Origin of the sequence: Apilactobacillus sp. EABW-1NA, from assembly GCF_030398685.1 — a bacterium.
GTDB classification, from domain to species: Bacteria; Bacillota; Bacilli; order Lactobacillales; family Lactobacillaceae; genus Apilactobacillus; species Apilactobacillus waqarii.
The window spans coordinates 65957-78880 of the sequence record NZ_JAPDKO010000005.1 but is presented as its reverse complement, the minus strand read 5'-3'; the positions used below and the strand labels follow the sequence as shown (position 1 = coordinate 78880).

Annotated in this window: 9 protein-coding genes and 1 tRNA gene; 2 read left to right on the top strand and 8 right to left on the bottom strand. The window is 38.5% G+C overall.

Features of this window, described 5'->3' with window-relative positions:
- Positions 1-159: 159 nt before the first annotated feature.
- The 4 genes from eno to gap form a co-directional block, all read right to left on the bottom strand.
- Positions 160-1479, bottom strand: a complete 1320-nt coding sequence (gene eno / locus OEZ61_RS02655) for a phosphopyruvate hydratase (protein ID WP_034531957.1) — start codon at positions 1477-1479, stop codon at positions 160-162.
- A 98-nt stretch (positions 1480-1577) separates the two neighbouring features.
- On the bottom strand, positions 1578-2339 hold the full coding sequence (gene tpiA / locus OEZ61_RS02650) for a triose-phosphate isomerase (protein ID WP_217304187.1): 762 nt from the start codon (positions 2337-2339) through the stop codon (positions 1578-1580).
- Between the two features lie 172 nt (positions 2340-2511).
- Positions 2512-3726, bottom strand: coding sequence for a phosphoglycerate kinase (locus tag OEZ61_RS02645; protein ID WP_041152543.1), 1215 nt, complete (start codon positions 3724-3726; stop codon positions 2512-2514).
- Between the two features lie 163 nt (positions 3727-3889).
- Positions 3890-4903, bottom strand: coding sequence for a type I glyceraldehyde-3-phosphate dehydrogenase (gene gap, locus OEZ61_RS02640; protein ID WP_034531952.1), 1014 nt, complete (start codon positions 4901-4903; stop codon positions 3890-3892).
- A 254-nt stretch (positions 4904-5157) separates the two neighbouring features.
- Here gap and OEZ61_RS02635 point away from each other — a divergent pair.
- Together OEZ61_RS02635 and clpP are read left to right on the top strand one after the other, a co-directional pair.
- Positions 5158-5229: transfer RNA gene (locus OEZ61_RS02635), tRNA-Arg, on the top strand.
- Positions 5230-5324: 95 nt separating this feature from the next.
- On the top strand, positions 5325-5921 hold the full coding sequence (gene clpP, locus OEZ61_RS02630) for an ATP-dependent Clp endopeptidase proteolytic subunit ClpP (RefSeq protein ID WP_290046853.1): 597 nt from the start codon (positions 5325-5327) through the stop codon (positions 5919-5921).
- Positions 5922-5973: 52 nt separating this feature from the next.
- Here the strand turns inward: clpP and whiA are convergent, their stop codons facing one another.
- The 4 genes from whiA to uvrB form a co-directional block, all read right to left on the bottom strand.
- Positions 5974-6912: a DNA-binding protein WhiA gene (gene whiA, locus OEZ61_RS02625; RefSeq protein WP_034534634.1), complete on the bottom strand. Its 939-nt coding sequence runs from the start codon at positions 6910-6912 to the stop codon at positions 5974-5976.
- A gap of 11 nt (positions 6913-6923) precedes the next feature.
- Positions 6924-7910: a gluconeogenesis factor YvcK family protein gene (locus OEZ61_RS02620; protein ID WP_290046852.1), complete on the bottom strand. Its 987-nt coding sequence runs from the start codon at positions 7908-7910 to the stop codon at positions 6924-6926.
- A 104-nt stretch (positions 7911-8014) separates the two neighbouring features.
- Complete coding sequence (uvrA, locus tag OEZ61_RS02615; protein WP_290046849.1) at positions 8015-10870, bottom strand: excinuclease ABC subunit UvrA; 2856 nt, start codon at positions 10868-10870, stop codon at positions 8015-8017.
- A 13-nt stretch (positions 10871-10883) separates the two neighbouring features.
- Complete coding sequence (gene uvrB, locus OEZ61_RS02610; RefSeq protein ID WP_290046851.1) at positions 10884-12890, bottom strand: excinuclease ABC subunit UvrB; 2007 nt, start codon at positions 12888-12890, stop codon at positions 10884-10886.
- Positions 12891-12924: the final 34 nt, after the last annotated feature.

Below are 12924 nucleotides of genomic sequence, written 5' to 3'. Positions count from 1 at the left end.
TTTCATATGAATATCTATTATTAGCCATACAAAAAACACCTCCGAATTATGTTATTTTATCAAATTAAAATAATCATTTTATCGAAAGTGCTTTTATTTATCTGTTCAATATTATAACTTCAGTTCCTAATTCAATGCTTTTTTAGTAACAGTTAGTTATTATTTGTTAATAACGTTGTTACGAGCTTCTTCAGTTAGGTTGTAGAATGAGTTGATACCCTTGTATTCTGCAACTGAAGCTAATTGATCTTCAATTCTCATTAGTTGGTTGTACTTAGCGATACGTTCGCCACGACTCATTGAACCAGTCTTAATTTGACCAGCGTTTAGAGCAACAACTAAGTCAGAAATTGTAGTATCTTCAGTTTCACCAGAACGGTGTGAGATGATAGCTGTGTAGTTAGCTTCTTTAGCCATTTCAACAGCGTTTACAGTTTCTGTTAAAGTACCAATTTGGTTTAGCTTGATAAGGATTGCGTTAGCAACACCCATCTTAATACCCTTTTGTAGGTAATCAGTGTTAGTTACGAATAAATCGTCACCAACGATTTGAACTTTCTTACCTAGACGTTCAGTAGCCATTTGCCAATCTGCCCATTCGTTTTCATCCAATGGATCTTCGATTGAGATAATTGGGTACTTGTCAACTAATTGTTCTAGTAATGTAACAAATTCATCAGCAGAGTATGACTTACCATCACCTACTAAGTTGTACTTCTTAGTTTCTGCATCGTAGAATTCTGAAGCAGCACAGTCAAAGGCGATTGAAACGTCTTTACCTGGCTTGTAACCAGCACGTTGGATAGCTTCTACTAAGATTTCGAATGGTTCTTCGTTGTTCTTCAAGTCAGGAGCAAAACCACCTTCGTCACCTACGGCAGTTGAGTAACCCTTTTCGTTCAAGATAGCTTTTAGGTTGTGGAAAGTTTCTGAACCCATACGAACAGCTTCTTTAACAGTTTCCGCACCAACAGGCATAATCATGAATTCTTGGAAGTCAACTTTGTTGTTGGCATGCTTACCACCATTGATAACGTTCATCATTGGTGTTGGTAATACGTGTCCGTTGAAACCACCTAAGTAGTTGTATAAAGGAACACCTAGTTCATCGGCAGCAGCACGTGCAGCAGCTAATGAAACACCTAAAATAGCGTTGGCACCTAACTTACCTTTGTTAGGAGTACCATCTAATTTAATCATAGCTTCATCAATAGCAACTTGATCAGTTACGTCGTAACCTACGATTTCCTTAGCGATAATGTTATTAACGTTGTTAACAGCCTTAGTAACACCTTTACCCATGAAACGGTTTTTATCACCGTCACGTAATTCAACGGCTTCGTGTTCACCAGTAGATGCACCTGAAGGAACGATACCGCGTCCCATTGCACCTGCTTCAGTATATAGTTCTACTTCAACTGTAGGATTTCCACGAGAATCTAGTACTTCTCGAGCATAAATATCTGAAATAATTGACATTTTATTCTCTCCTTAATGAAAGTTGTTACCTCGGAATCAAGGCTACTTTTATTTTATTATTTTACAGACCAAGTTTCAATAAAAAACTGTTCAATCTGTTAATTATTTTGGTAATTGACAATTTTGATGAATTCTTTGGCCTTTAAACTGCTCTTTCCAGGTAAGACCCCATCAACATCGTCTTGACTCATAATTTCTGAAACATTTCTGGCGTTAACGCTTCCCCCGTAAACGATTCTGATTTGGTTGGCAATATCATCACCATACAAATCTTTCAATGTTTCACGAATTAGAAAACATGCTTCTTGAACTTCAGCACCACTGGCTGATTTCCCAGTTCCAATTGCCCAACTTGGTTCATAACCAATAACAATCTTTTTAGCATCGTCTTCTGAAATTCCCTTTAATGCTTCAATGACTGGATTTACCACCCAGTTCATTTCATCATAGGTCTTTCGCTTGGCCATTGTTTCATCACAACAAATAATTGGCACCATATTGTTAGCTAAAACGGCCTTAACCTTTTTGTTAATCATCTTATTGGTTTCGCCAAAGTATTTGCGACGTTCTGAATGACCTAACATAACGTAATTAACACCCATATCAGCAAGTGCCATCGGGCTTACTTCGCCGGTGTATGCACCTGAATCTTTGTAGAAACAGTTTTGGGCGGCAGTTTTTAGATTTGTTTCTTCTTTACAAAATCTAGTTAATACATCCATGTAAATTGATGATGCAGCGATTGCGCATTCAACTTCTTTAGGATCTGGTAGGTTCCCTTTGACTGCATCTAAGAATTCTTCAACTTCATGTAATGTTAAATTCATTTTCCAATTTCCAACGATAAAAGGAGTTCTCATTTTTTACCTCCTATTCTTTTAAACAGATTATTACAAATCGCTATATACCAATGATATCACTAAACAATTGATATTAACAAATTGCGCCTCTTTTTTAATAAAAATTTCACTCCTTTTATTATACAAAAAAAAGACCCGATGTTATACATCGAATCTTAAAAAGATATTATTCTTATTTATCAGTAATAGCGGCGATACCTGGAAGAGTCTTACCTTCCATGTATTCTAGTGAAGCACCACCACCGGTTGAAACGTGTGATAGCTTGTCAGCTACACCTAGTTCGTTACATGCGGCAGTTGAGTCACCACCACCAACAACAGTAGTAGCGTCAGTTAAGTCACCTAAGAACTTACCAATAGCTAGAGTACCCTTAGCAAAGTTACTCATTTCGAATACACCCATAGGTCCGTTCCAAACTACAGTCTTAGCGTCTCTTAGAACGTTTTCGAATAGTTCGATACTCTTAGGACCAATGTCTAGAGCCATTTGGCCATCAGGAATGTTTTCACCAACTACTTGAGTAGGTGCATCATTGTTGAATTCTGGAGCAACAACTGAGTCAACAGGTAGAACGATCTTGTCGCCACCCTTTGCTAGGATTTCCTTAGCAGTGTCAATCTTGTCCTTTTCAACTAATGAGTTACCGATAGTGAAACCTTTAGCTGCGTAGAATGTGTAAGTCATACCACCACCAATGATGATGTGGTCAGCCTTGTCTAATAGGTTATCGATAACACCAATCTTATCTGAAACCTTTGCACCACCTAAGATGGCAACAAATGGACGTTTAGGATTGTTTACGGCACCACCGATAAACTTAATTTCTTTTTCCATTAGGAAACCAGCGGCAACTGGCTTGTTTTCTGCTTCCATTGCACGTGCAATACCAACGTTTGAAGCATGTTCACGGTGAGCAGTACCGAATGCATCGTTTACGAAGCAATCACCTAGTGAAGCCCAGTATTGACCTAACTTAGGATCGTTACCAGATTCACGTTTTACGTTTTCACCATTTACAACATCTTCAAAACGAGTGTTTTCGACAACAACGATGTCACCATCATTCATGTTGTTGATAGCTTCTTCAAGCTTTGGACCTTCAGTTTCGGGAACGAAAGTAACAGGTTTGTCAATTAGTTCAGAAAGCTTTGCAGCAACTGGACGTAATGATAGTTCCTTCTTGTCATCTTCAGTCTTGATACGACCAAGGTGAGAGAATAGAACTGCCTTTCCACCATGTTCGATTACGTATTTGATTGTTGGAATAGCACCAACGATACGACTTGTGTCACCAACAACACCGTCTTTAATAGGAACGTTGAAGTCGACACGCATTAAAACTTTTTTGCCTTTTAAATCTAAATCAGAAACAACTGTCTTAGCCAATCTAGATTACCTCCCAAAAATTATTTAAAATTGATGTAACAATTTCAATATACTTCATTTATTTCTTTATTTCAAAGAATTTCTAAGCCGAAAGTAATTGTTATAAAAAATGGAGGAGGCAATTGCCTCCTCCACCTTATGCCTTGCTAAATTATAATTTAGATTATAGTTGAGCGAAGTGTAGTAAAGTACGAACCATGTTGCAAGTGAAGCCCCATTCGTTATCGTACCATGACCATACCTTAACAAGTTGGTCATCACCAAAAGTAGTAACATCAGTTTGAGTAGCATCAAATACTGATCCGTGAGTATCACCAATAATATCACTTGAAACGATTGGTTCGTCATTGTAACCAAATGCTTCGTTACCTTCAGTGTATTCTTTCATCTTAGCGTTAACTTCGTCAGCAGTAACGTTCTTCTTGTCAACGATAGCAGTTAATTCAGTTAATGAACCGTCAACGATACCAACACGTTGAGCCACACCGTTTAACTTACCATCAAGTTCTGGAACAACAAGACCTAAGGCCTTAGCAGCACCAGTTGAGTGAGGAATAGTGTTAGTTGAAGCAGTACGGTTGTTTCTGAACTTCTTACCACGAGGGCCATCTAGGATAGCTTGAGTTGAAGTGAATGCGTGGATAGTAGTCATAGTACCAACTTTGATACCAAAGTCTTTGTTTAAGAAGTATGCTGTAGGAGCGATACTACTTGTAGTACATGAACCAGCTGAAACGATCTTGTCGTCAGCAGTTAGAGTATCCAAGTTAACACCAGGAACAACAGTCTTGATTTGACCTGCAGGTGCAGAGATTAGAACACGCTTTGCACCAGCGTCTAAGTGAGCTTGTGATTTTTCTTCTGAAGTGTAGAAACCAGTACATTCTAGTACAAAGTCAACACCATCATTTTTAACCCATGGTAGGTCAGCGGCATTGCGTTCAGCGTAAACTGGAACTTCCTTACCGTCAACAACGATTCCGTTATCGGTTGAAGTAACTTCACCTGGGAATTTACCATGTGTTGAATCATATTTTAATAAGTATGCAAGCATTGAAGGAGTTGTTAAATCATTAATAGCAGCAACTTCAATATCGTCTGAGTTTAGTTCGTGGATACGTTTGAAAGCCAAACGACCAATACGACCAAAACCGTTAATACCAATTTTTACAGTCATAACTGTTTTCCTCCTAGAGAAATAAATTTGAGTACTACGTACGGATTAAATACTACTACTTTTTTACCGATCAGTCTATAATACATGCTCAGTAATTTTAAAAAAATAACCAGTACTAATTTGTAACAGTTATTTTCTGTATAAAATCCTTACGCTCTAAGTATATCAGTGCTAATTTTAGTTTGCAAATCAATTACCTCAGTGTGTTTCTTGAATTTAACCCCCTTTTCATTTATAGTTTAATCTGTTGAAATGCATCTGTAGTGTAATGGATAGCACTAAAGATTCCGGTTCTTTCGATGGGGGTTCGATTCCCTCCAGATGCATTGGTGATTAAGTCAAATAAAATCATTTGACCTTAATTGACCATTGAGATAAAATTAATATAACTCAAATTGAATTGAAAGCAAGGGAGGATAAAATTATGAATTTAGTCCCAACTGTCATTGAACAATCATCAAACGGTGAACGCGCATATGACATTTACTCAAGATTATTAAAAGACAGAATTATTATGTTATCTGGTCCAATTGAAGACAACATGGCAAACACAATCATTGCTCAATTATTATTCCTAGATGCACAAGATTCTGAAAAAGACATCTACTTATACATCAACTCACCTGGTGGTGTTGTAACAGCCGGTATGGCCATCTACGATACTATGCAATTTATCAAAGCTGATGTTCAAACTATCGTTATGGGTATGGCTGCATCAATGGCCAGTGTCTTGGCTTCTTCAGGTACTAAGGGTAAGCGTTTTGCTTTACCTCACTCTGAAGTATTGATTCACCAACCTTCTGGTGGTGCTCAAGGTCAACAAACTGAAATTGCTATTGCTGCCGAATCAATCTTAAAGACTAGAAAGATGATCAACGAAATCTTAGCTCAAAACTCAGGTCAATCAATTGAAAAGGTTAACCTAGATACTGAACGTGATAAGTACTTAAGCGCTCAAGAAGCTGTCGACTATGGATTGATTGATAGCATCATGACTAACAGTTCTGAAAGAAAATAATTAGATAATAAAAAAGACGTTAACTTCGGTTAACGTCTTTTTTTGTGCCATTTTATGAAACGGCTTCTTCTCTGATTTTATCGGCGAATTCATTGATTTTTCTCAAACGGTGGTTAATCCCTGACTTAGAAATTGCCCCACTTGGCAATGATTCACTTAATTCCTTCAAACTAACTTCCGGCATCTTCATTCTGGTAATGGCCACTTCGTATAGTTTTTCAGGTAACTTGTCCAATCCAACGGTGTCATCAATGAATTGAATATTAGAAATTTGCTTGGTTGAAGCATTAGCAACCTTGTTCATATTAGCATTTTCACAGTTTACTAATCTATTCACAGAGTTTCTCATATCACGCATGATTCTGACATCTTCGAATTTCAACATCGCATTGGTTGCACCAATTAATTGCAAGAAGTTAGCAATCTTTTCAGCTTCCTTCAAGTATGTGATGTATCCGCTTCTTCGATCGGTCGTTCTTGAATTTAATTCGTATTTGTTCATCATTTCAGAAATCATGTCATTGTGTTCTTCGTACAACGAGTAGATTTCTAGATGGTATCTGGAAGTTTCTGGATTGTTCACAGAGCCCCCAGCTAAAAAGGCCCCTCTTAGATATGATCTCACTTGAGAATCATCCTTTAATAATTCGATTGGCACTCTTTCCACGATTTGGTAGTTATCAAAAATCCCTAAGTCATCGAGGATTGCTTGTGCTTGGTTAGCAATTCTTACGACGTAGACATTGTTCTTGTTTAACTTCATTTTCTTTCTAACAACAAGTTTACTTTCCACCTCGTAGAATTCTAAAATCAACTTATAGATACGACGAGCGATGGCTGGATTTTCGGTTTGAATATTTAAAATAATTTTGCGATTAGCTAACGAAATCGAACCGTTCATTCGAATTAGCGCCATTAGTTCTGCCTTGGCGTTTTCCTTATGAACTTCTAAAGTCGTTAGCTCCTTTTTTACGTCACTTGCGTATGACATTTTTAATCATCCTATCTTTTTGAAACCAGTTTGAATAATGTATCGGCAACCTTTTTTCCATCATGGAATGCCCCTTGGTGGCTTAACATTAAGAAGTCATCATAGATGCATTCACATCCCATTGCCTGAATTGCTTTTTCATCGTGTTTAACCGGATTTTCAATCTCGTTAAACACTTCTCGATTAATTAAATCGGTATCAACTGGTTGTTTGTTTACGATTACGACATCAATGAAGTTTGACTTCATGTGACGGTTCAACACTTCAACGTGTTGAGCGTCTGAAAAATGGTCAGTTTCGCCCTTTTGCGTAATGATATTACAAATGTATACCACCTGCGCTTTAGACGCTAAAACGGCCTCTCCTAGGTTCTTAATCATTAGATTTGGCAAGATGCTGGTGAATAGACTGCCTGGCCCTAACACAATCTGGTCAGCAGCCAAAATGGCATCAATGACCTTTTGATTAGCATGTGGGATTTCGTCTTGATTATCACTGGATTCTACCCAAACACGGTTAATCTTTTTATCCGCATAGGTAATTTCATATTCACCAGTCATGGTTGAACCATCCTCGAATTCAGCGCATAGCTGTAACTTCTCGTTAGTGGCTGGATAAATCTTCCCAGTGATTTCCATCATCTGACTTAGTGCTTCAACGGCGATGTTTACATCACCCTTCATTTCTGTCATCGCAGCAATGATTAAGTTCCCTAACGAATGTTCAGACAAGAAATGATCGCCCTTTTTGAAACGATATTGAAATAAGTCCAGTTTGTCCTTTGACAAATTAGATAATGACACTAAGACATTTCGAATATCTCCAGGAGGAACAATATTAATTTCATTGCGTAAACGACCTGATGATCCACCGTCATCCGAGATATTAACAATCGCGGTAATGTCGACATTTTCGTTCTTTAGGTTATTTAAGATAACTGGTAAACCAGTTCCGCCACCGATGACAACGACGTTCTTTCTGGCTTGATTGTCTTTCATCAAATCGTTTCCTCCTTTCAATTTTTTCAACTAAGAAAGTATAACACACATACCCGGGCGTGTCATTTCAAAGGCAAATAAAAAAGCGTGTCATCACGCTTTTTTTATTTTATTGCTTCTTTAGTTCGTTTGGTATCACGTTCTAAGACTGGCTTTAAGTATTGACCAGTATAGCTTTCCTTGACCTTCACGATTTCTTCAGGAGTTCCAGTAGCGATGATTTCACCACCACCATCTCCTCCTTCAGGTCCTAGGTCGATAATATGATCAGCTGTCTTAATCACGTCTAGGTTGTGTTCAATAATTAAAACAGTATTACCTTGTTCGACTAGTTCGTGTAGGACAACTAGCAAACGGTTGATGTCATCTGTGTGTAAACCAATGGTTGGTTCATCTAAGATGTATAGATTGTTTCCAGCTGACTTCTTGTATAGTTCAGAAGCTAACTTCATTCTTTGAGCTTCCCCACCAGACAAAGTAGTTGCTGATTGGCCAAGTTGAACATATCCTAGTCCTACTTCATCAATGGTTTCTAGTTTTCTAGTAATCTTTGGAATTGATGAGAAGAAATCAAGTGCTTGATCGACAGTCATGTCCAAGACATCAGAAATGTTCTTACCCTTGTACTCAACTTCCAGTGTTTCGGCGTTGTAACGTTTACCATGGCAAACTTCACAAGGCACGTAAACGTCAGGTAGGAAGTTCATTTCAATCTTTAGAATTCCATCCCCATGACAGGTTTCACAACGACCACCCTTAACATTAAAACTGAAACGACCCTTTTGGTATCCACGAAGTTTAGCTTCGTTAGTTTCAGCAAACAACGTTCTAATGTCGTCAAATACTCCGGTATAGGTAGCAGGATTACTACGAGGAGTTCTTCCGATTGGGCTTTGGTCAATGTTAATTAGCTTATCGATGTTCTTGTAACCAGAGATTGATTTATACTTACCTGGCTTTTCGGAGTTATGGTTTAGTTTTTGTGCAATCGCACGTTTAACAATGCGGTTAATCAATGTTGATTTACCTGAACCAGAAACCCCTGTTACAACGTTAAATTCACCTAATGGAATTTCGGCAGTAACGTTCTTCAAATTATTTTCAGAAGCTCCGGTAACCTTAATCTTCTTACCGTTACCCTTACGACGTTTCAATGGAACCGGAACAAACTTCTTACCTGATAGGTATTGACCAGTTAGTGAGTTATCGTTTTGAGCGACTTCATCGGGAGTTCCAACTGCCATAACATTACCACCATTGGTTCCGGCACCTGGTCCGATATCAACGATGTAGTCGGCAGAACGTTGGGTATCTTCACCGTGTTCTACGACAACTAGTGTATTACCCAAGTCACGCATTGATTTTAGTGAAGAAATTAAACGGTCGTTATCACGTTGGTGTAACCCAATTGATGGTTCGTCCAATACGTATAGCACTCCTGATAGGTTTGAACCAATTTGAGTAGCTAAACGAATACGTTGTGATTCACCACCGGATAGTGTTCCGGCAGTTCTGGAAAGTGTTAGATAATCCAACCCCACGTTCTTTAGGAAAGTTAATCGATCGATAATTTCCTTTAGGATTGGCTTAGCAACGACGCTATCCTTTTCACCGAATTTCAATTGAGAGAAGAAGTTTAATTCTTTGACAACGTCTAGGTCAGTAGCTTCACTGATGTTTAATCCGTCGACCTTCACACTTAGTGCTTCTTTGTTTAAACGAAAACCGTGACAGGTTTGACATGTTAATTCAGTCATATATAGACGCATTTGGTCTCTAGTGAAATCACTGTTGGTTTCCTTGTAACGACGGTCGATGTTGTTAATAACTCCTTCAAAAGGTGCGTCGGTGTCTCTAATGCCACCGAAGTTACTGTTGAAGTGGAAGTGGAATTCTTTTCCGTTTGAACCGTATAAAATTAGGTCACGTTGCTTCTTAGGAAGCTTTTTAAATGGAGTATCCATATCAATACCAAATGCTTCACAGGCTTGTTCTAGCAAGCTTGGGTAGAATTTAGAACTAATTGGATTCCAGGGTTCAATTGCCCCTTCGTTTAATGTTTTATTCTTGTCAGGAATAACCAAACTTTCGTCTACTTCTAATTTCATCCCTAAACCATCACAGCTTGGACAAGCGCCAATTGGTGAGTTAAATGAGAATAGACGTGGTTCCAATTCACTAACGGTAAATCCACAAAGTGGACATGCGTAGTGTTCGGAGAAGATTAAATTGTCATCCTTCCCCATCAAGTCGGCAACGGCATAACCATCACTTAGTCTTAATGCAGTTTCAAGTGAGTCTGATAAACGAGACTTAATACCATCTTTAACGATGATTCTATCAACCACGATTTCGATGTCGTGGTACTTGTTCTTGTCTAGTTGAACGTCATCTTCGATTTCGTGAACTTCACCGTCTACACGGTATCTAACGAAACCTTCACGTTTAATCTTATCGATAACCTTCTTGTGTTGACCACGTTGTTGTCTAACCACTGGTGATAAGATTTGAAGCTTGGTTCTTTCAGGCAAAGCAAGGACTTCATCAATCATTTGATCAATTGATTGTCTGGTAATCTTGGTTCCATCGTTTGGACAGATTGGTGTTCCAACACGTGCCCATAGCAATCTAAAGTAATCGTTAATTTCAGTAACGGTTCCAACGGTTGAACGTGGATTCTTGGAAGTGGTCTTTTGGTCAATCGCAATTGCTGGACTCAATCCTTCGATTGAATCAACGTCTGGTTTATCCATTTGACCCAAGAATTGACGTGCGTATGAAGACAAGCTTTCAACGTATCGACGTTGTCCTTCAGCATATAGTGTATCGAATGCCAATGAACTCTTTCCTGAACCTGATAAACCGGTCATAACAGTTAATTTGTTCTTAGGAATTTCAACACTGATGTCTTTTAAGTTATGTGCTCTGGCACCTTTAATGACAATTTTATCGTTTTGCAAGTTTTTGCCCCCCTTACATTTGACCCTTTAATTCCATGACAGTATCACGTAAAGCTGCCGCCTTTTCGAAATCAAGTTTAGCAGCTGCGTGCTTCATTTCCTTGGTCAATGTTTCAATCATTTGCTTTTGATCCTTCTTAGATAGCTTTTGGAAGTCTGATTCTACAAATGAGTGGTCTTCTGAAGAATCGTCATTCTTATTATTGTCGTAACTAATAAGGTCTCTAATTGGCTTCTTGATGGTATGTGGTGTAATACCATGGTCTTCGTTGTATTTCTTTTGAATGCTTCTTCTTCTAGCGGTTTCATCAATCGCTTTTTGCATTGAATCGGTCATGTTATCGGCATACATAATAACAGCACCATTTTCATTTCTGGCGGCACGACCAATGGTTTGAATTAATGAACGTTCATTTCTTAGGAAACCTTCCTTATCGGCATCCAAGATGGCAACCAAGGATACTTCAGGAACGTCAATCCCTTCCCTTAGAAGGTTAATTCCAACTAACACATCGTATTTACCTAAACGAAGATCACGAATAATCTTGGTACGTTCAAGCGTCTTAACGTCAGAATGTAGATATGCAACCTTGATTCCTAAGTCCTTTAGATAGTCGGTTAAATCTTCGGACATCTTCTTGGTCAAGGTGGTTACAAACGTTCTTTCGTTCTTGGCAATGCGTTCGTTGATTTCACCAACTAAGTCATCCATTTGTCCCATGATTGGACGCACTTCAACAGTTGGATCCAATAGTCCAGTTGGACGAATGATTTGTTGAACAATGTTCTTTTCAGAGGTTTCTTCTAGTTCACGTGGACCAGGAGTGGCTGACATGTAGATGGCTTGGTTAACACGTTCTTTAAATTCAGGCATCTTCAATGGACGGTTATCCAAAGCACTTGGTAGTCTGAATCCATATTCGATTAGACGTTCTTTTCTGGCCTTATCACCGTTGTACATTCCACCTACTTGTGGCAATGTTTGGTGAGATTCATCGACAACTAACAAGTAATCGTCGGGGAAGAAATCTAGTAATGTGTAAGGAGCTTCACCTGGTTTTCTGTTATCCATATATCTGGAATAATTTTCAATCCCGTTAGTGTAACCCATTTCGGCCATCATTTCGATATCGTAAGTGGTACGTTGCTTCAAACGTTGGGCTTCTAGTAACTTACCCTCTTTTTCAAATTTGGCAACTTGTTCCTTCATTTCTTCCTTGATGCCCTTCAACGCGTGATCCATGTTTTGATCATCGGTCAAGAAGTGGGTCGCTGGGAAGATAATGATGTCGTCTTTCTTACCAATGAATTCACCGGTTAATGTATCGATTTCCTTAATTGAATCGATTTCATCACCGAAGAATTCAACTCGGTATGCATGTTGATCCCCAGAAGCTGGGAAAATGTCGACAACATCCCCGTGGACTCTGAAACGACCACGTTGGAAATCGATATCGTTTCTATCAAATTGAATTTCGACTAACTTTCTAAGTAGTTCATCTCTTTCAATTTGTTGACCAACACTCAATGGAATGGTGTGCTTGTAGTATTCCTTAGGACTACCTAATCCAAAGATTGATGAAACAGATGCGACGATAATAACATCATTTCTAGTAAGCAATGAGTTAGTGGCCGCATGACGAAGTTTATCAATTTCATCATTGATTGAAGAATCCTTTTCAATGTAGGTATCACTCGATGGAACGTAAGCTTCAGGTTGGTAGTAATCATAATAACTGACGAAATATTCAACCGCATTGTTAGGGAAGAATTCCTTAAACTCACTGTATAGTTGACCAGCAAGTGTCTTATTATGAGACAAAATCAATGTGGGCTTATTAACGTTTTTAATCACATTAGAAATGGTAAAGGTCTTACCTGTCCCAGTGGCACCTAATAAGATTTGATTCTTTTGACCATCCAATACACCCTTAGTTAATTTACTAATTGCTTCAGGTTGGTCACCAGTAGGTTTGTATTTCGAAACTAAATCAAATTTATTGTTCTCTTCACGTTTTATTTCCAAACAAAGTCCTCCTTTGTTTTTAACTCGG

Coding starts and splice junctions, on each gene's coding strand:
- eno (WP_034531957.1), bottom strand. CDS start 1,479: ATGTCAATTATTTCAGATATTTATGCTCGAGAAGTACTAGATTCTCGT.
- gap (WP_034531952.1), bottom strand. CDS start 4,903: ATGACTGTAAAAATTGGTATTAACGGTTTTGGTCGTATTGGTCGTTTG.
- whiA (WP_034534634.1), bottom strand. CDS start 6,912: ATGTCATACGCAAGTGACGTAAAAAAGGAGCTAACGACTTTAGAAGTT.
- OEZ61_RS02620 (WP_290046852.1), bottom strand. CDS start 7,910: ATGAAAGACAATCAAGCCAGAAAGAACGTCGTTGTCATCGGTGGCGGA.
- tpiA (WP_217304187.1), bottom strand. CDS start 2,339: ATGAGAACTCCTTTTATCGTTGGAAATTGGAAAATGAATTTAACATTA.